The 18,537-nt window shown below is 52.1% G+C and carries 34 protein-coding genes; 3 read left to right on the forward strand and 31 right to left on the reverse strand.

Annotated elements, in window-relative coordinates; all coding sequences use genetic code 11:
- Position 1: 1 nt before the first annotated feature.
- The 3 genes from rsmB (at position 2) to mscL (ending at position 3,275) form a co-directional block, all read left to right on the forward strand.
- Entirely contained in the window at positions 2-1,291 is a 1,290-nt protein-coding gene (gene rsmB / locus SERRSCBI_RS21620) for a 16S rRNA (cytosine(967)-C(5))-methyltransferase RsmB (protein ID WP_042785482.1), read from the forward strand.
- Between the two features lie 53 nt (positions 1,292-1,344).
- Entirely contained in the window at positions 1,345-2,721 is a 1,377-nt protein-coding gene (trkA, locus tag SERRSCBI_RS21625) for a Trk system potassium transporter TrkA (RefSeq protein WP_004929716.1), read from the forward strand.
- Positions 2,722-2,858: 137 nt separating this feature from the next.
- Positions 2,859-3,275, forward strand: a complete 417-nt coding sequence (gene mscL, locus SERRSCBI_RS21630) for a large-conductance mechanosensitive channel protein MscL (protein ID WP_033645241.1) — start codon at positions 2,859-2,861, stop codon at positions 3,273-3,275.
- A 58-nt stretch (positions 3,276-3,333) separates the two neighbouring features.
- On the opposite strand, the gene SERRSCBI_RS21635 is transcribed toward mscL, so the two are convergent.
- From SERRSCBI_RS21635 to rpsJ, 31 genes are all read right to left on the reverse strand, one after another.
- Positions 3,334-3,540 carry an alternative ribosome-rescue factor A gene (locus tag SERRSCBI_RS21635; protein ID WP_004929720.1) on the reverse strand — a complete coding sequence of 69 codons (207 nt, stop codon included), beginning with the start codon at positions 3,538-3,540 and terminating at the stop codon, positions 3,334-3,336.
- Positions 3,541-3,614: 74 nt separating this feature from the next.
- Positions 3,615-4,046: a Zn(2+)-responsive transcriptional regulator gene (zntR, locus tag SERRSCBI_RS21640; protein WP_016930321.1), complete on the reverse strand. Its 432-nt coding sequence runs from the start codon at positions 4,044-4,046 to the stop codon at positions 3,615-3,617.
- Positions 4,046-4,420 carry a DUF1992 domain-containing protein gene (locus SERRSCBI_RS21645; RefSeq protein WP_033645242.1) on the reverse strand — a complete coding sequence of 125 codons (375 nt, stop codon included), beginning with the start codon at positions 4,418-4,420 and terminating at the stop codon, positions 4,046-4,048. Before SERRSCBI_RS21645 ends, zntR begins: the two co-directional genes overlap by 1 nt.
- Positions 4,421-4,568: 148 nt before the next feature.
- Positions 4,569-4,958, reverse strand: coding sequence for a 50S ribosomal protein L17 (gene rplQ / locus SERRSCBI_RS21650; RefSeq protein ID WP_034793661.1), 390 nt, complete (start codon positions 4,956-4,958; stop codon positions 4,569-4,571).
- 40 nt (positions 4,959-4,998) lie between these two features.
- Positions 4,999-5,988: a DNA-directed RNA polymerase subunit alpha gene (rpoA, locus tag SERRSCBI_RS21655; protein WP_002919219.1), complete on the reverse strand. Its 990-nt coding sequence runs from the start codon at positions 5,986-5,988 to the stop codon at positions 4,999-5,001.
- A 25-nt stretch (positions 5,989-6,013) separates the two neighbouring features.
- Positions 6,014-6,634 carry a 30S ribosomal protein S4 gene (gene rpsD, locus SERRSCBI_RS21660; RefSeq protein WP_004929729.1) on the reverse strand — a complete coding sequence of 207 codons (621 nt, stop codon included), beginning with the start codon at positions 6,632-6,634 and terminating at the stop codon, positions 6,014-6,016.
- A gap of 30 nt (positions 6,635-6,664) precedes the next feature.
- A complete protein-coding gene (gene rpsK, locus SERRSCBI_RS21665; protein ID WP_004929731.1) occupies positions 6,665-7,054 on the reverse strand; it encodes a 30S ribosomal protein S11 in 390 nt (129 codons plus the stop codon).
- A gap of 16 nt (positions 7,055-7,070) precedes the next feature.
- On the reverse strand, positions 7,071-7,427 hold the full coding sequence (rpsM, locus tag SERRSCBI_RS21670) for a 30S ribosomal protein S13 (RefSeq protein WP_004929734.1): 357 nt from the start codon (positions 7,425-7,427) through the stop codon (positions 7,071-7,073).
- A 148-nt stretch (positions 7,428-7,575) separates the two neighbouring features.
- Entirely contained in the window at positions 7,576-7,692 is a 117-nt protein-coding gene (rpmJ, locus tag SERRSCBI_RS24380; RefSeq protein WP_002227352.1) for a 50S ribosomal protein L36, read from the reverse strand.
- Positions 7,693-7,725: 33 nt separating this feature from the next.
- Positions 7,726-9,057, reverse strand: coding sequence for a preprotein translocase subunit SecY (gene secY, locus SERRSCBI_RS21675; protein ID WP_004929740.1), 1,332 nt, complete (start codon positions 9,055-9,057; stop codon positions 7,726-7,728).
- 7 nt (positions 9,058-9,064) lie between these two features.
- Positions 9,065-9,499 (reverse strand): 50S ribosomal protein L15, encoded by a 435-nt coding sequence (gene rplO, locus SERRSCBI_RS21680; RefSeq protein ID WP_004929742.1) that lies wholly within the window; start codon positions 9,497-9,499, stop codon positions 9,065-9,067.
- A gap of 3 nt (positions 9,500-9,502) precedes the next feature.
- Positions 9,503-9,682 (reverse strand): 50S ribosomal protein L30, encoded by a 180-nt coding sequence (rpmD, locus tag SERRSCBI_RS24385; protein ID WP_048232028.1) that lies wholly within the window; start codon positions 9,680-9,682, stop codon positions 9,503-9,505.
- A 6-nt stretch (positions 9,683-9,688) separates the two neighbouring features.
- A complete protein-coding gene (gene rpsE, locus SERRSCBI_RS21685; RefSeq protein ID WP_004929747.1) occupies positions 9,689-10,189 on the reverse strand; it encodes a 30S ribosomal protein S5 in 501 nt (166 codons plus the stop codon).
- Between the two features lie 14 nt (positions 10,190-10,203).
- The gene (gene rplR, locus SERRSCBI_RS21690; protein WP_004929748.1) at positions 10,204-10,557 is read right to left on the reverse strand and encodes a 50S ribosomal protein L18; all 354 of its coding nucleotides are present in this window, start codon (positions 10,555-10,557) and stop codon (positions 10,204-10,206) included.
- Between the two features lie 9 nt (positions 10,558-10,566).
- Entirely contained in the window at positions 10,567-11,100 is a 534-nt protein-coding gene (rplF, locus tag SERRSCBI_RS21695; protein WP_004929751.1) for a 50S ribosomal protein L6, read from the reverse strand.
- A 14-nt stretch (positions 11,101-11,114) separates the two neighbouring features.
- A complete protein-coding gene (gene rpsH, locus SERRSCBI_RS21700) occupies positions 11,115-11,507 on the reverse strand; it encodes a 30S ribosomal protein S8 (RefSeq protein ID WP_004929753.1) in 393 nt (130 codons plus the stop codon).
- Between the two features lie 30 nt (positions 11,508-11,537).
- The gene (gene rpsN, locus SERRSCBI_RS24390; protein WP_004929754.1) at positions 11,538-11,843 is read right to left on the reverse strand and encodes a 30S ribosomal protein S14; all 306 of its coding nucleotides are present in this window, start codon (positions 11,841-11,843) and stop codon (positions 11,538-11,540) included.
- Between the two features lie 13 nt (positions 11,844-11,856).
- Positions 11,857-12,396, reverse strand: coding sequence for a 50S ribosomal protein L5 (rplE, locus tag SERRSCBI_RS21705; RefSeq protein WP_004929756.1), 540 nt, complete (start codon positions 12,394-12,396; stop codon positions 11,857-11,859).
- Positions 12,397-12,410: 14 nt separating this feature from the next.
- Positions 12,411-12,725 carry a 50S ribosomal protein L24 gene (gene rplX, locus SERRSCBI_RS21710; RefSeq protein WP_004929758.1) on the reverse strand — a complete coding sequence of 105 codons (315 nt, stop codon included), beginning with the start codon at positions 12,723-12,725 and terminating at the stop codon, positions 12,411-12,413.
- Positions 12,726-12,734: 9 nt separating this feature from the next.
- Positions 12,735-13,106, reverse strand: coding sequence for a 50S ribosomal protein L14 (rplN, locus tag SERRSCBI_RS21715; protein ID WP_000613954.1), 372 nt, complete (start codon positions 13,104-13,106; stop codon positions 12,735-12,737).
- 172 nt (positions 13,107-13,278) lie between these two features.
- Positions 13,279-13,533 (reverse strand): 30S ribosomal protein S17, encoded by a 255-nt coding sequence (rpsQ, locus tag SERRSCBI_RS21720; protein ID WP_004929760.1) that lies wholly within the window; start codon positions 13,531-13,533, stop codon positions 13,279-13,281.
- Positions 13,534-13,725, reverse strand: coding sequence for a 50S ribosomal protein L29 (gene rpmC / locus SERRSCBI_RS21725; protein WP_004929762.1), 192 nt, complete (start codon positions 13,723-13,725; stop codon positions 13,534-13,536).
- The gene (gene rplP, locus SERRSCBI_RS21730; RefSeq protein ID WP_004929764.1) at positions 13,725-14,135 is read right to left on the reverse strand and encodes a 50S ribosomal protein L16; all 411 of its coding nucleotides are present in this window, start codon (positions 14,133-14,135) and stop codon (positions 13,725-13,727) included. The genes rpmC and rplP overlap by 1 nt, the downstream gene beginning before the upstream one ends.
- A gap of 12 nt (positions 14,136-14,147) precedes the next feature.
- Positions 14,148-14,846 (reverse strand): 30S ribosomal protein S3, encoded by a 699-nt coding sequence (gene rpsC, locus SERRSCBI_RS21735; protein ID WP_004929766.1) that lies wholly within the window; start codon positions 14,844-14,846, stop codon positions 14,148-14,150.
- Between the two features lie 17 nt (positions 14,847-14,863).
- Positions 14,864-15,196 carry a 50S ribosomal protein L22 gene (gene rplV, locus SERRSCBI_RS21740; RefSeq protein WP_002223844.1) on the reverse strand — a complete coding sequence of 111 codons (333 nt, stop codon included), beginning with the start codon at positions 15,194-15,196 and terminating at the stop codon, positions 14,864-14,866.
- Positions 15,197-15,210: 14 nt separating this feature from the next.
- On the reverse strand, positions 15,211-15,489 hold the full coding sequence (gene rpsS, locus SERRSCBI_RS21745; protein ID WP_004929772.1) for a 30S ribosomal protein S19: 279 nt from the start codon (positions 15,487-15,489) through the stop codon (positions 15,211-15,213).
- Positions 15,490-15,503: 14 nt separating this feature from the next.
- On the reverse strand, positions 15,504-16,328 hold the full coding sequence (rplB, locus tag SERRSCBI_RS24395; protein ID WP_004929775.1) for a 50S ribosomal protein L2: 825 nt from the start codon (positions 16,326-16,328) through the stop codon (positions 15,504-15,506).
- A gap of 18 nt (positions 16,329-16,346) precedes the next feature.
- Entirely contained in the window at positions 16,347-16,649 is a 303-nt protein-coding gene (gene rplW, locus SERRSCBI_RS21755) for a 50S ribosomal protein L23 (protein WP_004951179.1), read from the reverse strand.
- Positions 16,646-17,251, reverse strand: a complete 606-nt coding sequence (gene rplD, locus SERRSCBI_RS21760; protein ID WP_004929779.1) for a 50S ribosomal protein L4 — start codon at positions 17,249-17,251, stop codon at positions 16,646-16,648. Before rplD ends, rplW begins: the two co-directional genes overlap by 4 nt.
- Before the next feature lie 10 nt (positions 17,252-17,261).
- Positions 17,262-17,891, reverse strand: coding sequence for a 50S ribosomal protein L3 (rplC, locus tag SERRSCBI_RS21765; RefSeq protein WP_015379265.1), 630 nt, complete (start codon positions 17,889-17,891; stop codon positions 17,262-17,264).
- Between the two features lie 32 nt (positions 17,892-17,923).
- Positions 17,924-18,235 (reverse strand): 30S ribosomal protein S10, encoded by a 312-nt coding sequence (gene rpsJ / locus SERRSCBI_RS21770; RefSeq protein WP_001181005.1) that lies wholly within the window; start codon positions 18,233-18,235, stop codon positions 17,924-17,926.
- Between the last annotated feature and the right edge of the window lie 302 nt (positions 18,236-18,537).

Genomic DNA, 18,537 nt, shown 5'->3' on the forward strand with positions numbered 1-18,537 from the left:
TATGAAAAATAATTACAATCTCCGCAGCATCGCTGCCAAAGCCATCGGCCAGGTGCTGGATCAAGGGCAGTCACTGAGTACTGTTCTGCCGGCGCTGCAAACCTCCATCAGCGATAAAGACCGCGGGTTGCTGCAAGAACTGTGCTTCGGCACGTTACGCGTACTGCCGCAGCTCGAATGGTGCATTCAGCAATTAATGGCCAAACCGCTGACCGGCAAGCAACGTACACTTCACTATTTGCTGATGGTCGGCTTGTATCAGCTGCTGTATACCCGTATCCCGGCGCACGCCGTACTCGCAGAAACCGTGGAAGGTGCGGTGGCGCTGAAACGCCCACAGTTAAAAGGTTTGATTAACGGCGTCTTGCGGCAATTCCAGCGCCAGCAGGAAGAACTTCTGCAGCGCGCCGCCAACAATGACAGCCGCTACCTGCACCCGAGCTGGTTGCTGAAACGCATCCAACAGGCTTATCCCGCCAACTGGCAACAGATCGTCGACGCCAATAACCAGAAGCCGCCGATGTGGCTGCGCGTCAACCGCCTGCATCACACCCGTGAGGCTTACCTGCAGCTGCTGACCGACGCCGGCATCGCCGCGGAGCCTCATGCAGACTATGCCGACGCCGTGCGGTTGCTGGCACCTTGCGCCGTGACCGATCTGCCAGGGTTCGCCGACGGCTGGGTCACCGTGCAAGATGCCTCAGCCCAAGGCTGTGTTGAGCTGCTGGATCCACAAGACGGTGAACAGATCCTCGATTTGTGTGCCGCGCCCGGCGGCAAAACCACGCATATTCTGGAAGCGGCGCCGAAAGCACAGGTTATGGCCGTCGATATCGACGAACAGCGTCTGGCGCGGGTGAAAGAAAACCTGCAGCGTCTGCGTTTGCACGCAGAGGTTAAACTGGGCGATGGCCGCACACCGCAGCAATGGTGCGGTGACAAGCAGTTCGACCGTATCCTGCTGGACGCGCCTTGTTCGGCCACCGGCGTGATACGCCGTCATCCCGACATCAAATGGCTGCGCCGCGATCGCGACATCGCCGAACTCGCCGCCCTGCAGGCCGATATCCTGGAGGCCGTCTGGCCGCATCTGAAATCAGGCGGCGTGATGGTTTACGCAACCTGCTCTATTCTGCCGGATGAAAACAGTAGTCAGATCGCCGCGTTCTTGCAGCGCCATGCCGATGCCAAGCTGGTTGAAACCGGCGATGCGCAGCGGCCGGGACGGCAGAATATCCCGCATCCCGAGGACGGCGATGGCTTCTTTTACGCTAAGCTGATTAAAATGTAATTCTTCAGGGTGCCCACGCGCCCTAAGTCTTTCAGTGTGAAGCAGAGAACACGATGAAAATAATTATTCTTGGTGCCGGGCAGGTTGGCGGGACGCTGGCGGAAAACCTGGTAGGTGAAAACAACGATATCACCGTCGTCGATACCGACTCCGGCCGGTTGCGTCAGCTGCAGGATAAATTCGATCTGCGAGTGGTTCAGGGACATGGTTCTCACCCCCGGGTGCTGCGCGAAGCCGGCGCAGAAGACGCCGACATGCTGGTCGCCGTCACCAACTCCGACGAAACCAACATGATCGCCTGCCAGATCGCCTATTCTCTGTTTAATACCCCCAACCGTATCGCCCGTATCCGCGCGCCGGAATATATCCGCGAGTCGGAGAAACTGTTCCTGCCGGAAGCGGTGCCGATCGACCATCTGATTTCGCCGGAGCAGCTGGTCATCGACTATATCTACAAGCTGATTGAATACCCCGGCGCGCTGCAGGTGGTCAACTTCGCCGAAGGCAAGGTCAGCATCGCCGCGGTTAAAGCCTATTACGGCGGCCCGCTGGTCGGCAATGCGCTCTCTTCGATGCGCGAACACATGCCGCATATCGACACTCGCGTCGCCGCCATTTTCCGCCAGGATCGGCCGATTCGTCCGCAAGGCTCGACCATTATCGAAGCCGGTGATGAAGTGTTCTTCGTTGCCGCCTCACAGCACATTCGCGCGGTGATGAGCGAACTGCAACGGCTGGAAAAACCTTATAAGCGCATCATGATCGTCGGCGGCGGCAACGTCGGCGCCGGCCTGGCCGCCAAGCTGGAGAAAGACTATAACGTCAAACTCATTGAGCGCAATCAGCAACGTGCCGCCGAACTGGCCGAGCAGTTGCACGATACCATCGTGTTCTATGGCGATGCCTCCGACCAGGAACTGCTGGCCGAAGAGCACGTCGAGCAGGTGGATGTCTTCATCGCCATCACCAACGACGATGAGGCCAACATCATGTCGGCTATGCTTGCCAAGCGCATGGGCGCCAAGAAAGTGATGGTCTTGATCCAGCGGCGCGCCTATGTCGATCTGGTGCAAGGCAGTGTGATCGATATTGCCATTTCGCCGCAGCAGGCAACCATCTCCGCGCTGCTTGGGCATGTGCGCAAAGCGGATATCGTCAGCGTCTCGTCACTGCGCCGCGGCGTAGCGGAGGCGATCGAAGCGATTGCCCACGGCGATGAAAGCACGTCCAAAGTGGTTGGCCGTATCGTTGAAGATATCAAGCTGCCACCGGGTACCACCATCGGCGCTATCGTTCGTGGCGACGACGTCATCATCGCTAACGGCAACAGCAAAATCGAACAGGGCGATCATGTCATCATGTTTATTACCGACAAGAAATTCGTGCCAGACGTTGAACGCCTGTTCCAACCGAGCCCGTTCTTCTTGTAGAACGAATTTATTTGGCGATGGTCTATAATCGCGTAGTTGTTCTCTGCCTTGAGAGGAGATAAAACTTCTCTCCTTTTGTGGCAAAGGGAAATTGCTTTGTTAAACTTGAGTTATTAATTCTGCAAGGGGTGCGTTCTATGAGTATGTTGAAAGAGTTTCGCGAATTTGCCATGCGCGGCAACGTGGTCGATCTGGCCGTCGGTGTGATTATCGGCGCCGCGTTCGGCAAGATTGTTTCATCCTTCGTCGCTGATATCATCATGCCTCCGCTGGGCTTACTGATCGGCGGTGTCGACTTTAAACAGTTCCATCTGGTATTACGTGAAGCTCAGGGCGCCGTACCGGCGGTGGTAATGAACTACGGTTCATTCATCCAAACCGTATTTGACTTCGTGATTGTCGCCTTCGCCATCTTCCTGGCGATTAAATTGATGAACAAAATGCGCCGCAAACAAGAAGAAGCTCCGGCAGCGCCGCCAGAACCTACTGCAGAAGAGAAACTGCTGACGGAAATCCGTGATTTGCTGAGCCATCAACAGCAGCCAAAACTGTAAGACAGCATTTGGTTATGCCAATAAAAAGCCACCGGATGAAGGTGGCTTTTTTAATGCCTTAAAACCAGAAGGCCAGTGGTAAATTATCGTTTGATAGTTTGCCACTGGCCTCCCAGTTACCGCCTTTGTTGTGTTTTTCTTTACGTCGATAGCTGCCTTTGCCTTTCACATTCTTTTCTACCCGCTGACGGAATAGCGGGTCATGCAGCAGCGCCTCAATGGCGTTATCTTGAATCTGGCCTTTGGTGTGACGATATTTCGTCATGATAATGCTCCTGTAAAATATGAGGGATAAAACGGGGCGATAATACTGCCGGCGATATAAAAATTAAAGTGCCGTCAGCAACCTTTTTTGCCTTTGTCATCGCTGGCGCCCTGTTCCAAAGCTTCCAGGATCGAACAGTAGTTGCTGGTATGGGCGGTACCGCAGCAGGCGTCGCTCAGCCGTTTCAACGATTCACGCATCCGGGTCAGCTCCGCCAACTTGCTTTCCACTTCGCTCAGGCGCGCATCAACGATAGACTTCGATTCCTGGCAGGTGTGATGTTCCGGATCGACCCGGATCGACAGCAGCTCGGCGATCGTTTCCAGAGTAAAGCCTAACTGCTTGGCATAGCGGATAAAACGCAGCCGCTGCAGATCCTGCTCGGTGTACAGCCGATAACCGCCTTCAGTACGGACATTGTGATCCATCATGCCCTGCTTTTCATAGTAACGCACGGTATCCGGCGTCACTTCGGCAAGCTTGGCCAACTGACCTATCTTGAACATTACTTCTCCTCTCGGGTGAGTTTACCGTCCAGCGCACGCTGATATTCGCCATGCAAGAAGTCCGTGCTCATTCCAGCGTGACGTAACCGATGTTCCAGCAGCGCCATGCGCTTGCTGAGATCGACATAGTCCGGATGCTCACTGTTGATCCCTTGCAGTAAGTGAGCAACGGTTAATGCCTCTTTGCGATCTTCCAGCGCCGGCGGCAGATAACCGGCATTTTTCAGCAGGCGGTAACCGGCGCGTAGCTCAGCAGGCACCGCGCTGTCATCGTCCAGCACGAGCGGTTGTCCCTGGCCGGGCAGATTGTCGAACTCGCCTTTATCCTGGGCATCAAGGATATGACGTTCCGCCCATTGGTCGAGCAACCCCATAACAGACAGCCTCAGTGAGCTTATTGAATGAGTCTAAGCATAACGGATAAGAGCGGGGATCTTAAGCACGACGGGGGAATTGAGCACATTTGGCTGGATTTGGACGTAAAAAAACCGGGCAAGCCCGGTTTTTTTACGCGTCTACAGATTACTCTGCAGTTGCTACTTCTGCTTGAGACTCAGCACGATCAACCAGCTCGATGTATGCCATCGGCGCGTTGTCGCCTGCGCGGAAGCCACACTTCAGAATGCGAGTGTAACCACCGGCACGGCTCGCGAAACGCGGGCCCAGCTCGTTAAACAGTTTTGCCACGATCTCGTTATCACGAGTACGGGCGAATGCCAGACGACGATTAGCTACGTTGTCGGTCTTGGCAAGAGTAATCAGCGGCTCAACAACGCGACGCAGCTCTTTTGCTTTTGGCAGGGTCGTCTTGATGATCTCATGACGAACCAAAGAGCCGGCCATGTTACGGAACATAGCCTGGCGATGGCTGCTGTTACGGTTCAGTTGACGACCACTCTTACGATGGCGCATGACCTTATCCTTCTCAGTAAAACCTTAACCTGTGATCCGGTTACTCGTCAGCAATGCTTGCCGGCGGCCAGTTTTCCAGGCGCATGCCCAGAGACAGACCACGTGAGGCCAGCACGTCTTTAATCTCGGTAAGAGATTTTTTACCCAGGTTTGGCGTTTTCAGCAACTCAACCTCGGTACGCTGTACCAGATCACCGATGTAGTGGATAGCTTCTGCCTTGAGGCAGTTAGCAGAGCGGACAGTCAATTCCAGATCGTCAACAGGGCGCAGCAAGATCGGATCGAATTCCGGTTTCTCTTCTTTAACTTCCGGCTGACGTACATCACGCAGGTCAACGAAAGCTTCAAGTTGTTCAGCCAGAATGGTGGCCGCACGGCGGATCGCCTCTTCAGGATCGATCGTGCCATTGGTCTCCATCTCGATGACCAGCTTATCCAAGTCAGTACGCTGTTCTACACGCGCAGCTTCAACATTGTAGGCGATACGCTCTACAGGGCTGTAGCAGGCGTCAACCAACAGACGACCGATTGGGCGCTCATCTTCTTCCGAATGAATTCGGGCAGAAGCCGGCACATAACCGCGACCGCGCTGAACTTTGATACGCATGCTGATAGCCGCGTTCTCATCAGTCAGGTGGCAGATCACGTGCTGAGGCTTGACGATTTCGACATCACCATCATGGGTGATGTCGGCAGCGGTCACAGGGCCAATGCCAGATTTATTCAGGGTAAGAATAACTTCGTCTTTGCCTTGAACTCTCACCGCCAGCCCTTTCAGGTTGAGCAGGATCTCCAGGATATCTTCCTGTACGCCTTCTTTGGTGCTGTACTCATGCAGTACACCATCAATCTCAACCTCGGTCACCGCGCAACCCGGCATAGATGAAAGCAGAATACGGCGCAGTGCGTTGCCAAGAGTATGGCCAAAGCCACGCTCTAAAGGCTCAAGGGTCACCTTGGCGTGCGTCGAACTGACTTGCTCGATATCTACCAGGCGCGGTTTTAGAAACTCTGTCACAGAACCCTGCATTGTGTCCTCTCTTTGGTACTAAGCTTTACTTGGAGTAAAGCTCGACGATCAGGTGTTCGTTAATGTCCGCAGACAGATCGGTACGTTCAGGCATACGCTTGAACACGCCTTCCATCTTAGCAGCATCAACTTCCAGCCAAGTCGGCTTTTCACGCTGCTCAGCCAGCTCCAGAGAAGCTTTAACACGAGACTGCTTTTTAGCTTTCTCGCGGATGCTGACTACGTCATTCGGAGATACCTGATAAGAAGCGATGTTAACAACGCGACCGTTTACCATAACTGCTTTGTGGCTAACCAGCTGACGTGACTCTGCACGAGTAGCGCCGAAGCCCATACGGTAAACAACGTTGTCCAGACGACCTTCCAGCAGCTGCAACAGGTTTTCACCGGTGTTGCCCTTCAGGCGGGTTGCTTCTTTGTAATAGTTACGGAATTGACGCTCCAGAATGCCGTACATACGGCGAACTTTCTGCTTCTCACGCAACTGAACACCGTAATCAGACAGACGCGGTTTACGCGCACCGTGCTGACCAGGTGCTTGTTCAATTTTACACTTGGAATCGATCGCGCGAACGCCAGACTTAAGGAACAGGTCTGTGCCCTCACGACGGCTCAGCTTGAGCTTAGGACCCAAATATCTTGCCATTTTCTTTCTCCAACAATCCTAAAAGCTGCGTTACACGCGGCGCTTTTTCGGCGGACGACAACCGTTATGAGGGATCGGAGTCACATCAGTAATATTAGTGATGCGGAAACCAGCCGCGTTCAGAGCGCGGATAGTAGACTCACGACCAGGACCAGGTCCTTTAACCATAACTTCCAGGTTCTTGATACCGTATTCTTTTACTGCGTCAGCACAACGTTCTGCTGCAACCTGTGCTGCGAACGGAGTGGACTTACGAGAACCACGGAAACCGGAACCACCGGCTGTTGCCCAACCCAAAGCATTACCCTGACGATCAGTGATGGTAACGATGGTGTTGTTGAAAGAAGCATGGATATGAGCCACGCCGTCAGAGACTTGCTTTCTTACACGCTTACGTGTACGAACAGGTGCCTTTGCCATTATTCAATAACCCCGATTATTTCTTGATCGGCTTGCGCGGACCCTTACGGGTACGAGCGTTGGTCTTGGTGCGCTGACCGCGTACCGGCAGACCACGACGATGACGCAAACCACGATAGCAACCAAGGTCCATAAGACGCTTGATGCTCAGGGTAATTTCACGACGCAAATCACCCTCAACGGTGTATTTGGCAACTGCATCACGAAGCTTTTCGATTTGCTCTTCAGACAGCTCACTGATCTTAACATTTTCAGCAATACCCGTGGATGCACAGATAGCCTGTGAACGGGTTTTACCGATACCGAAGATCGACGTTAAGGCGATAACGGTATGTTTATGATCAGGAATGTTAATGCCTGCTATACGGGCCACTATGCACTCCTACTATTTTATACAGCAACACCATTCTGAAAAGCCCGTTTTCAGGATACTCAAATAATGTTGCAGTGCGACATACAAAAGATTGGCTGGCTAATCTAGCCAGCTCAACCCAACTTTGCAAGAAAAATATGCGAGATAATCAGCCTTGACGCTGTTTATGCTTCGGCTCGGCGCTGCAAATCACACGAACGACACCGTTACGCTTAACGATTTTGCAGTTACGACATAATTTCTTGACGGAAGCACGAACTTTCATTTTTACTCTCCGTAACTTCTCAAACGAATCTGACTAGCGGTTATAGCCTTTCAGATTTGCTTTCTTCAATGCAGACTCGTACTGACTTGACATCATCAGAGTTTGCACTTGAGCCATAAAGTCCATGATGACGACAACCACGATCAGTAGCGAGGTACCACCAAAGTAGAATGGTACTTTCATTGCATCACGCATGAACTCCGGGATCAGGCAGATGAAAGTAATGTACATCGCGCCCACCAGGGTTAAACGCGTCATTACTTTATCGATATACTTCGCCGTTTGCTCTCCCGGACGAATTCCTGGTACGAAGGCACCGGACTTCTTCAGGTTATCTGCTGTCTCACGCGGGTTGAATACCAACGCCGTGTAGAAGAAACAGAAGAAGATGATTGCAGACGCATAGAGTAACACATAAAGCGGTTGCCCTGGCTGCAAATACAGCGAAATCGTAGTCAGCCAGTTCCAACCGGTACCGCCCCCAAACCATGATGCAATCGTGGCCGGGAACAGAATAATGCTGGAAGCGAAAATCGCCGGGATAACACCCGCCATGTTCACTTTCAACGGTAAGTGTGTACTCTGTGCTGCATAAACACGACGACCTTGTTGACGCTTCGCATAGTTAACGACGATACGACGTTGACCACGCTCGATGAAAACAACGAAGAAGGTTACTGCAAACACCAATACTGCAACCAACAGCAGCAGGAGGAAGTGCAGGTCGCCTTGCCGCGCTTGCTCGATAGTATGGGCCACTGCCGGCGGGAGCCCCGCTACAATACCCGCGAAGATAATGATCGAGATACCGTTGCCGATACCGCGCTCAGTAATCTGCTCACCCAGCCACATCAGGAACATTGTCCCGGTGACCAAGCTCACAACCGCAGTAAAGTAGAATGCAAAGCCTGGGTTTAACACCAGGCCCTGCATACCAGGCATATTCGGCAGACCGGTAGCAATACCGATCGACTGGAATATGGCCAATACCAGCGTACCGTAACGGGTGTACTGACTAATCTTGCGACGGCCAGCCTCCCCTTCTTTCTTGATTTCCGCCAACGCTGGATGAACCACCGTCAGTAGCTGGATAATGATCGACGCCGAAATATACGGCATGATCCCCAGAGCAAAGATAGAAGCACGGCTGAGGGCACCACCAGAGAACATGTTAAACATTTCAATGATAGTGCCTCTCTGCTGCTCAAGCAATTTGGCAAGCACAGTGGCATCGATACCAGGAATCGGAATGAAAGAGCCGATACGGAAGACAATCAGCGCGCCGATTACAAACAAAAGTCTGCGCTTCAGCTCGCCGAGCCCGCCTTTAGCACTTTGAAAATCTAATCCTGGTTGCTTAGCCATCTGCTACTTATTCCTCAATTTTACCGCCAGCAGCCTCGATAGCAGCACGAGCGCCTTTGGTGACACGCAGACCACGCAGGGTTACCGGACGAGCGACTTCGCCAGAAAGTACAACTTTCGCGAATTCGATCTGGACACCAACTACGTTAGCGGCTTTCAGCGCGTTCAGGTCGATAACATCGCCTTCAACCAGAGCCAGTTCAGACAGACGAACTTCTGCCGTGATCATCGCTTTGCGTGAAGTGAAGCCGAATTTCGGCAGACGACGGTACAGAGGCATCTGACCACCTTCGAAACCACGACGTACGCCACCGCCAGAACGAGACTTCTGACCTTTGTGACCACGGCCGCCGGTTTTACCCAGGCCAGAACCAATACCACGACCTACACGCTTAGGCGCATGCTTGGCACCTTCAGCCGGAGACAGAGTATTTAAACGCATCTGTTACTCCTCAACTTTAACCATGTAGGAAACCAGGTTGACCATACCGCGAACAGCAGGAGTATCCTCGCGCTCTACGGTGTGACCAATACGACGCAGACCCAGACCGAGCAGAGTAGCTTTATGCTTCGGCAGACGGCCAATTGAGCTGCGAGTTTGTGTAACTTTAATAGTCTTAGCCATGGTCAATTACCCCAGAATGTCGGCAACGGATTTACCACGCTTAGCAGCGACCATTTCAGGAGACTTCATATTCGCCAGAGCGTCGATAGTTGCACGAACCACGTTGATCGGGTTGGTGGAACCATAAGCTTTAGCCAATACGTTGTGCACCCCAGCAACTTCGAGAACGGCGCGCATTGCACCGCCCGCGATGATACCGGTACCTTCATGAGCAGGCTGCATGAACACGCGAGAACCCGTGTGAGCGCCCTTAACAGGGTGCTGCAGGGTGCCGCTGTTCAGCGCGACGTTCATCATGTTGCGACGGGCTTTTTCCATCGCTTTCTGGATCGCTGCTGGAACTTCGCGTGCTTTGCCGTAGCCAAAACCAACGCGACCGTTACCATCACCAACTACAGTCAGTGCGGTAAAGCTGAAAATACGGCCACCTTTTACGGTTTTAGATACGCGGTTTACCGCGATCAGCTTTTCCTGCAGTTCGCCAGCTTGTTTTTCGATGTGAGCCATCTTAAACCTCTTCCTTAGAACTGAAGGCCAGCTTCACGGGCAGCATCTGCCAGTGCCTGGACTCGACCATGATATTGGAAACCGGAACGGTCAAAGGATACTTTCGCAATCCCTTTTTCCAACGCGCGCTCAGCCAGAGCTTTACCTACGGCTGCTGCTGCGTCTTTGTTACCGGAATACTTCAGTTGCTCCGCGATAGCTTTTTCTAAAGTAGAAGCGGCTACCAGTACTTCAGAACCGTTTGGAGCAATCACCTGTGCGTAAATGTGACGCGGGGTACGATGTACCACCAGGCGGGTTGCACCCAGCTCTTGGAGCTTGCGGCGTGCGCGGGTCGCACGACGGATACGAGCAGATTTCTTATCCATAGTGTTACCTTACTTCTTCTTAGCCTCTTTGGTACGCACGACTTCGTCGGCGTAACGAACACCCTTGCCTTTGTAAGGCTCAGGACGACGGTAAGCGCGCAGATCTGCTGCTACCTGGCCAATTACCTGCTTATCAGCGCCTTTCAGCACGATTTCAGTTTGGCTTGGGCATTCAGCAGTGATACCTGCCGGCAGCTGGTGATCGATAGGGTGAGAGAAGCCCAGGGCCAAATTCACCACGTTGCCTTTAACGGCAGCACGATAACCAACACCTACCAGTTGAAGCTTCTTGGTGAAGCCTTCGGTAACACCAACAACCATTGCGTTCAGCAGAGCGCGCGTGGTACCCGCTTGGGCCCATGCGTTAGCAAAACCTTCGCGCGGAGCGAAAGTCAGTGCGTTAGCTTCTTGCTTCACTTCAACGGCGTCGTGGATAGTACGAGTCAACTCGCCGTTTTTACCCTTAATCGAAATAACCTGACCGTTGAGTTTTACCTCTACGCCGGCAGGAATGACGACGGGTGCTTTTGCAACACGAGACATTCTTTCCTCCCGAATTAAGCTACGTAGCAGATAATCTCGCCACCAAGACCAGCCTGGCGAGCTGCACGATCGGTCATAACACCTTTAGAGGTAGAAACAACAGCGATACCCAAACCGGCCATAACTTTTGGCAGCTCATCTTTTTTCTTGTAGATGCGCAGACCTGGACGGCTGATACGTTGAATGCTTTCTACCACAGCTTTGCCCTGGAAGTACTTCAGTACCAGTTCCAGAACAGGCTTGGCGTCGCCTTCGATTTTGAAATCTTCAATAAAACCTTCTTCCTTCAGCACGTTGGCAATTGCCACTTTCAGCTTGGAGGAAGGCATGGTGACCGCAACTTTGTTCGCGGCTTGACCGTTACGGATACGGGTCAGCATATCCGCGATCGGATCTTGCATGCTCATCTGTCTTTACTCCCGTGATTCAATTGGTAATTACCAGCTAGCCTTTTTCAAGCCTGGTACTTCACCGCGCATAGCGGCTTCACGAAGCTTAATACGGCTCAACCCGAATTTGCCCACATAACCATGTGGACGGCCAGTTTGGCGGCAGCGTTTACGCTGACGAGACGGGCTGGAATCACGCGGCAGAGTTTGCAGCTTGAGAACGGCATTCCAACGATCTTCATCGGATGCGTTCACATCAGAGATAATAGCTTTCAGTTCAGCGCGTTTTGCAAAGAACTTGTCAGCTAATTTCACGCGCTTGACTTCGCGTGCTTTCATTGATTGCTTAGCCATCAGTAACCCTGCCTTACTTGCGGAACGGGAAGTTAAAAGCAGCCAGCAGCGCGCGGCCTTCATCATCAGATTTCGCAGTAGTGGTAATGGTAATATCCAAACCACGAACGCGATCGACTTTGTCGTAGTCGATTTCTGGGAAGATGATTTGCTCACGCACGCCCATGCTGTAGTTGCCACGGCCATCGAATGACTTGGCGGACAGGCCACGGAAGTCACGGATACGTGGAACAGCAATGGAGATCAGACGCTCAAAGAACTCCCACATGCGTTCGCCACGCAGAGTTACTTTACAGCCGATCGGATAGCCCTGACGGATTTTGAAGCCTGCAACGGATTTGCGGGCTTTGGTGATCAACGGTTTTTGACCGGAGATAGCTGCCAGGTCCGCTGCTGCGTTATCCAGCAGTTTCTTGTCAGCAATCGCTTCACCAACACCCATGTTCAGGGTGATCTTCTCGACCCGAGGGACTTGCATGACAGAGTTGTAATCAAACTGAGACATCAGTTGTTTGACTACCTCGTCTTTGTAGTAATCATGCAGTTTCGCCATCGTATTACTCCAAATTACTTGATAGTTTCGCTGTTAGATTTGAAGAAACGGACTTTTTTGCCGTCTTCGAATCTAAAGCCTACACGGTCAGCCTTGCCGGTAGCCGCGTTGAAGATAGCAATGTTAGAAACCTGAATTGCAGCTTCTTTCTCAACAATGCCGCCTGGTTGGTTCAGAGCCGGAACCGGCTTCTGGTGTTTCTTAACCAGGTTGATGCCTTCAACAATGACCTTGCCAGCAGACAGGACATTTTTTACTTTACCGCGCTTACCTTTGTCTTTCCCGGTAATCACGATAACTTCGTCATCACGACGGATCTTCGCTGCCATGTTCGCTCCTTAGAGTACTTCTGGTGCCAGAGAGATAATTTTCATGAACTTCTCATTACGCAGTTCACGAGTTACCGGCCCAAAAATACGCGTACCGATTGGCTGCTCGCTGTTATTGTTCAAAATAACGCATGCATTGCCATCGAAGCGAATGACAGAACCGTCCGGGCGACGTACACCCTTCTTGGTGCGCACCACTACCGCCTTCAGAACATCGCCTTTCTTCACCTTACCGCGAGGAATTGCTTCCTTGATGGTAATTTTGATGATGTCGCCGACGCCTGCGTAGCGACGGTGCGAGCCACCTAGAACCTTGATACACATTACGCGACGTGCACCGGAGTTGTCGGCGACGTTCAGCATAGTCTGTTCTTGGATCATTTTAGTGCTCCGCTAATGTCAACTACTACTTTAAAGACCCAAGTAAAAATTAGGCCGTTGAAAAGCCCCATAACCGAGGGCGCAGCATTATAACACCGCTTACTTGGTATGGGTAGAAAAAATAAACGGCTCATTTTCTGAGCCGTTTATTAAGTGAGAGCCAGCTACTCTATTACAGAATCGCTTTCTCTACAACGCGAACCAACGTCCAGGACTTGGTCTTGGACAGTGGGCGGCATTCGCGGATTTCAACCACGTCGCCGGTACCACATTCGTTGTTCTCGTCATGTACGTGCAGCTTGGTCGTACGTTTGATGAATTTCCCGTAGATTGGGTGCTTCACAGTACGCTCGATAGCAACAACGATGGATTTCTCCATTTTATCGCTAACAACACGACCCTGCAGGGTACGGATAACTTCAGTCATTTACACACCCGCCTTTTGAGTCAGTAAAGTCTTAACGCGTGCGACGTCACGACGCACTTGTTTCAACAGGTGAGTTTGTTGCAGCTGGCCACTGGCCGCCTGCATGCGCAAGTTGAATTGCTCACGCAGCAGGTTGAGCAGCTCGGCATTCAGCTCTTCAACGCTTTTTTCACGCAGCTCTTGTGCTTTCATTACATCACCGTCTTAGTTACAAAGGTGGTTTTGATCGGCAGTTTCGCTGCTGCCAGTTTGAATGCCTCGCGGGCAACCTCTTCTGGCACGCCGTCCATTTCGTACAGGACCTTACCAGGCTGGATCAGGGCAACCCAATACTCCACGTTACCCTTACCTTTACCCATACGCACTTCCAGCGGCTTCTCGGTGATCGGTTTGTCCGGGAATACACGGATCCAGATCTTGCCTTGACGCTTAACTGCACGAGTCATTGCACGACGAGCTGCTTCGATTTGACGAGCAGTCAGACGGCCACGGCCAACAGCTTTCAGACCGAAAGTGCCGAAGCTAACATCCGTACCTTGCGCCAGACCACGGTTGCGGCCCTTGTGCACCTTACGGAATTTTGTACGCTTTGGTTGTAACATCAGCGACTCTCCTTACTTGCGGCCTTTACGCTGCTGCTTTTTAGGTTGAGCAGCCGGTTCCGGTTGTTCAACTGCAGCCATACCACCCAGGATCTCACCTTTGAAGATCCATACCTTAACGCCGATTACACCATAAGTGGTGTGCGCTTCAGATGTGTTGTAGTCGATGTCCGCACGCAGAGTGTGCAATGGAACACGACCTTCGCGGTACCATTCGGTACGTGCGATTTCAGCGCCGCCAAGACGGCCGCTTACTTCAACTTTGATACCTTTAGCGCCAAGACGCATTGCGTTCTGTACTGCACGCTTCATAGCACGACGGAACATAACGCGACGTTCCAGCTGAGAAGTGATGCTGTCAGCAACCAATTTAGCGTCGAGTTCCGGTTTACGGACTTCGGCGATGTTGATCTGTGCAGGAACGCCAGCGATGTCCGCTACGACCTTGCGCAGTTTTTCGACGTCTTCACCTTTCTTGCCGATAACGATGCCTGGGCGAGCAGTGTGAATGGTCACACGGATGCTCTTCGCAGGACGCTCGATAACGATGCGAGAAACGGAAGCTTTCGACAGTTCCTTAGTCAGGAATTGACGAACTTTAAAGTCGCTGTCCAGGTTGTCAGCGAATTCTTTGGTATTCGCATACCAAGTAGAGTTCCAAGGTTTGACAATACCCAGGCGAATACCATTAGGATGTACTTTCTGACCCATTGCTAGTCTCCAGAGTCTCAGCGATCGGACACAACCACAGTAATGTGGCTGGTGCGCTTCAGGATGCGATCTGCACGACCTTTTGCACGCGGCATAATGCGCTTCATGCTTGGGCCTTCGTCTACGAAGATTTTCGTAACTTTCAGATCATCGATGTCAGCGCCATCGTTGTGTTCTGCGTTAGCAATGGCAGACTCCAGCACTTTCTTAACCAGACCAGCAGCTTTCTTGTTGGTGTAGGTCAGAGTTTCCAGAGCTTGCGACACTTTCTTACCGCGAATCAGGTCAGCAACAAGGCGAACCTTCTGAGCAGAAGAACGAGCGTGGCGATGTTTAGCGATAGTTTCCATCTCTTCCTCCTACCTTAGCGCTTTTTAGCTTTTTTATCAGCCGCATGGCCGCGATAAGTACGAGTCGGCGCGAATTCACCCAGTTTGTGACCGACCATTTCATCGGAAACGAACACTGGTACGTGCTGACGACCATTATGGACAGCGATGGTCAAACCGATCATGTTAGGAAAGATCGTTGAACGACGGGACCAAGTGCGCAAAGGCTTCTTGTCACCGCTTTCCACCGCTTTCTCTACCTTCTTCAGCAAGTGCAGGTCAATAAAAGGACCTTTCTTGAGAGAACGTGGCATGGCTTATCCTCTAATTATTTTTTGCTACGGCGACGTACGATGAACTTATCAGTACGCTTGTTGCTACGGGTCTTCTTACCTTTGGTCTGAACGCCCCACGGAGTTACCGGGTGCTTACCAAAGTTACGACCTTCACCACCACCGTGCGGGTGATCTACCGGGTTCATCGCCGTACCGCGAACGGTAGGACGAACACCACGCCAACGTGCAGCACCTGCTTTACCCAGAACGCGAAGCATGTGTTCAGCGTTACCGACTTCACCCAGGGTGGCGCGGCAATCAGCTGGAACTTTACGCATTTCGCCGGAGCGCAGACGCAGAGTTACGTAGGAACCATCACGAGCAACGATCTGAACGTAGGCACCAGCGGAGCGAGCCATCTGGCCGCCTTTGCCTGGTTTCATTTCTACGTTGTGAACCGTTGAACCAACTGGAATGTTGCGCATCGGCAGGGTGTTACCCGCTTTGATTGCAGCATCAACGCCAGATTGAATCTGGTCACCAGCTTTCAGGCCTTTCGGCGCCAGGATGTAACGGCGTTCGCCGTCTTTGTACAGAACCAGCGCGATGTTCGCGGAACGGTTCGGATCGTACTCCAGACGCTCAACCACAGCAGGGATACCGTCTTTGTTGCGCTTGAAGTCAACCAGACGATAATGTTGCTTGTGGCCACCACCGATATGACGGGTGGTGATACGGCCATTGTTGTTACGACCACCGCTTTTGCTCAGTTTTTCCAGCAGCGGGGCATAAGGTTTACCCTTGTGCAGCTCAGGGTTAACCACTTTAACAACGTGGCGACGACCCGGAGATGTAGGTTTACATTTAACAATTGCCATTGTTCTTACTCCTCCGACTTACTCTGCGCCGCCGATGAAGTCCAGATTCTGGCCTTCTTTCAGGGTGACGTAAGCTTTTTTCCAGTCGCTACGACGACCAACACGCTGACCGTGACGTTTCACTTTCCCTTTAACAACCAGGGTGTTCACGTCTTCGACTTCGACTTCAAACAGTTTCTGCACTGCAGCTTTGATTTCTGCTTTGGTCGCGTCTTTGGCAACTTTGAGAACGATGGTGTTGCTTTTTTCCATCGCAGCGGATGCTTTTTCAGATACGTGCGGTGCACGCAGCACTTTCAGCAAACGTTCTTCACGGATCATGCCAGCATCTCCTCAACTTGCTTCACAGCATCAGCAGTCATAACCACTTTGTCGAAGGCGATCAGGCTAACCGGATCGATACCTGCTACATCGCGCACGTCAACCTTGTACAGGTTGCGAGCTGCCAGGAACAGATTCTCATCCAGTTCACCGGTCACGATCAGCACGTCTTCCAGAGCCATATCTTTCAGTTTCTGTGCCAGCAGCTTAGTTTTAGGCGCTTCTACAGAGAACTTCTCGACAACGATCAGACGATCTTGACGTACCAATTCGGACAGGATGCTTTTCAGCGCGCCGCGGTACATCTTTTTGTTTACTTTCTGACTGTGGTCCTGCGGCTTAGCAGCAAAGGTCACGCCGCCTGAACGCCAGATCGGGCTCTTTACAGAACCTGAACGCGCACGGCCGGTGCCTTTCTGACGCCATGGCTTTTTGCCGGAACCAGTTACTTCAGCACGGGTCTTCTGAGCACGGGTACCTTGACGGGCACCTGCTGCATAAGCAACAACAACCTGGTGTACCAGCGCTTCGTTGAAATCACGACCGAAGGTAGTTTCGGAAACAGTCAGCGCGCTTTGCGCGTCTTTCAATACTAATTCCATTGCTATCCCCTTACGCCTTCACAGCTGGTTTAACGATCAGGTTGCCACCGGTTGCGCCCGGTACAGCACCCTTAACCAGCAGCAGGTTGCGCTCAGCGTCAACACGTACTACGTCCAGGCTCTGAACGGTTACGCGCTCATCACCCAGGTGGCCAGCCATTTTCTTGCCTTTGAACACTTTGCCCGGAGTCTGGTTCTGACCGATAGAACCCGGAACGCGGTGAGACAAGGAGTTACCGTGGGTAGCGTCTTGGGTACGGAAGTTCCAGCGCTTAACAGTGCCAGCAAAACCTTTACCTTTAGAAGTACCGGTAACATCGACTTTTTTAACGTCAGCGAAGATTTCTACGCTAATTTCCTGACCTGCAGCGAATTCTTGACCTTCTTCCAGGCGGAATTCCCACAGACCACGGCCAGCTTCAACGCCAGCTTTAGCGAAATGGCCCGCTTCCGGCTTGGTTACACGGTTAGCTTTTTTGCTACCAGTGGTAACCTGAACGGCACGGTAACCGTCGGTGTCCAGGCTTTTAACCTGAGTCACGCGGTTCGCTTCAATTTCAATTACGGTTACTGGGATAGAAACGCCATCTTCAGTGAAGATACGGGTCATACCCACTTTTTTACCGACTAAACCAATCATTGTTTCAACCTCTCAATCGCTCAATGACCTGATTAACCCAGGCTGATCTGCACGTCTACACCGGCAGCCAGATCCAGACGCATCAGAGCATCAACGGTTTTCTCGGTTGGCTCAACGATGTCAACCAGACGCTTGTGAGTGCGAATCTCGTACTGATCGCGCGCGTCTTTGTTGACGTGCGGAGAGATCAGAACGGTAAAGCGCTCTTTGCGAGTTGGCAGCGGGATCGGACCACGGACTTGCGCACCAGTGCGCTTTGCAGTCTCGACGATTTCCGCGGTTGATTGATCGATCAGACGATGATCAAACGCTTTCAGGCGGATACGGATTCTTTGGTTCTGCATGAGACCAGAGCTCCAATTATTTATAAACGTAAATAATTACTCCTCACACCCATTTCGATTGATGGGGGAGTGTAATCGTCAACATATAACCCCCATATCGGGAGTATTGTTCGAAAGGCAAAAAAAGGCCTGCCAATCGACTGATTCGCTAAAATCAGGCTTACCAAGATTAGGTAAGCCCGCGCATTATACGCAAAATGGCCCAGGAAGCAAGCCGCAGTTGGAAATATGCTCAGGAAATCGTCATTTTTGCGCGTTCAGTGGCAGTTGGCGTGTTAACACGGTAAACAGGGAATGAATTA

Source organism: Serratia sp. SCBI, from assembly GCF_000747565.1.
In the GTDB taxonomy this organism is placed as follows: Bacteria; Pseudomonadota; Gammaproteobacteria; order Enterobacterales; family Enterobacteriaceae; genus Serratia; species Serratia ureilytica.

Coding starts and splice junctions, on each gene's coding strand:
- rplV (WP_002223844.1), bottom strand. CDS start 15,196: ATGGAAACTATCGCTAAACATCGCCACGCTCGTTCTTCTGCTCAGAAG.
- rpsH (WP_004929753.1), bottom strand. CDS start 11,507: ATGAGCATGCAAGATCCGATCGCGGATATGCTGACCCGTATCCGTAAC.
- SERRSCBI_RS21645 (WP_033645242.1), bottom strand. CDS start 4,420: ATGGGGTTGCTCGACCAATGGGCGGAACGTCATATCCTTGATGCCCAG.
- SERRSCBI_RS21635 (WP_004929720.1), bottom strand. CDS start 3,540: ATGACGAAATATCGTCACACCAAAGGCCAGATTCAAGATAACGCCATT.
- rplF (WP_004929751.1), bottom strand. CDS start 11,100: ATGTCTCGTGTTGCAAAAGCACCCGTCGTCATTCCTGCCGGCGTAGAG.
- rpsJ (WP_001181005.1), bottom strand. CDS start 18,235: ATGCAGAACCAAAGAATCCGTATCCGCCTGAAAGCGTTTGATCATCGT.
- rpmC (WP_004929762.1), bottom strand. CDS start 13,725: ATGAAAGCACAAGAGCTGCGTGAAAAAAGCGTTGAAGAGCTGAATGCC.
- rplW (WP_004951179.1), bottom strand. CDS start 16,649: ATGATCCGTGAAGAACGTTTGCTGAAAGTGCTGCGTGCACCGCACGTA.
- rpsC (WP_004929766.1), bottom strand. CDS start 14,846: ATGGGTCAGAAAGTACATCCTAATGGTATTCGCCTGGGTATTGTCAAA.
- rpsQ (WP_004929760.1), bottom strand. CDS start 13,533: ATGACTGAAGTTATCCGTACCCTGCAGGGTCGTGTTGTTAGCGATAAA.
- rsmB (WP_042785482.1), top strand. CDS start 2: ATGAAAAATAATTACAATCTCCGCAGCATCGCTGCCAAAGCCATCGGC.
- rplO (WP_004929742.1), bottom strand. CDS start 9,499: ATGCGTTTAAATACTCTGTCTCCGGCTGAAGGTGCCAAGCATGCGCCT.
- trkA (WP_004929716.1), top strand. CDS start 1,345: ATGAAAATAATTATTCTTGGTGCCGGGCAGGTTGGCGGGACGCTGGCG.
- secY (WP_004929740.1), bottom strand. CDS start 9,057: ATGGCTAAGCAACCAGGATTAGATTTTCAAAGTGCTAAAGGCGGGCTC.
- rplB (WP_004929775.1), bottom strand. CDS start 16,328: ATGGCAATTGTTAAATGTAAACCTACATCTCCGGGTCGTCGCCACGTT.
- mscL (WP_033645241.1), top strand. CDS start 2,859: ATGAGTATGTTGAAAGAGTTTCGCGAATTTGCCATGCGCGGCAACGTG.
- rpoA (WP_002919219.1), bottom strand. CDS start 5,988: ATGCAGGGTTCTGTGACAGAGTTTCTAAAACCGCGCCTGGTAGATATC.
- rplN (WP_000613954.1), bottom strand. CDS start 13,106: ATGATCCAAGAACAGACTATGCTGAACGTCGCCGACAACTCCGGTGCA.
- rpmD (WP_048232028.1), bottom strand. CDS start 9,682: ATGGCTAAGACTATTAAAGTTACACAAACTCGCAGCTCAATTGGCCGT.
- rplX (WP_004929758.1), bottom strand. CDS start 12,725: ATGGCAGCGAAGATCCGTCGTGATGACGAAGTTATCGTGATTACCGGG.
- rpsK (WP_004929731.1), bottom strand. CDS start 7,054: ATGGCAAAGGCACCTGTTCGTACACGTAAGCGTGTAAGAAAGCAAGTC.
- rplC (WP_015379265.1), bottom strand. CDS start 17,891: ATGATTGGTTTAGTCGGTAAAAAAGTGGGTATGACCCGTATCTTCACT.
- rpsD (WP_004929729.1), bottom strand. CDS start 6,634: ATGGCAAGATATTTGGGTCCTAAGCTCAAGCTGAGCCGTCGTGAGGGC.
- rplD (WP_004929779.1), bottom strand. CDS start 17,251: ATGGAATTAGTATTGAAAGACGCGCAAAGCGCGCTGACTGTTTCCGAA.
- rplQ (WP_034793661.1), bottom strand. CDS start 4,958: ATGCGCCATCGTAAGAGTGGTCGTCAACTGAACCGTAACAGCAGCCAT.
- rplP (WP_004929764.1), bottom strand. CDS start 14,135: ATGTTACAACCAAAGCGTACAAAATTCCGTAAGGTGCACAAGGGCCGC.
- zntR (WP_016930321.1), bottom strand. CDS start 4,046: ATGTTCAAGATAGGTCAGTTGGCCAAGCTTGCCGAAGTGACGCCGGAT.
- rpmJ (WP_002227352.1), bottom strand. CDS start 7,692: ATGAAAGTTCGTGCTTCCGTCAAGAAATTATGTCGTAACTGCAAAATC.
- rpsS (WP_004929772.1), bottom strand. CDS start 15,489: ATGCCACGTTCTCTCAAGAAAGGTCCTTTTATTGACCTGCACTTGCTG.
- rpsN (WP_004929754.1), bottom strand. CDS start 11,843: ATGGCTAAGCAATCAATGAAAGCACGCGAAGTCAAGCGCGTGAAATTA.
- rplE (WP_004929756.1), bottom strand. CDS start 12,396: ATGGCGAAACTGCATGATTACTACAAAGACGAGGTAGTCAAACAACTG.
- rplR (WP_004929748.1), bottom strand. CDS start 10,557: ATGGATAAGAAATCTGCTCGTATCCGTCGTGCGACCCGCGCACGCCGC.
- rpsE (WP_004929747.1), bottom strand. CDS start 10,189: ATGGCTCACATCGAAAAACAAGCTGGCGAACTGCAGGAAAAGCTGATC.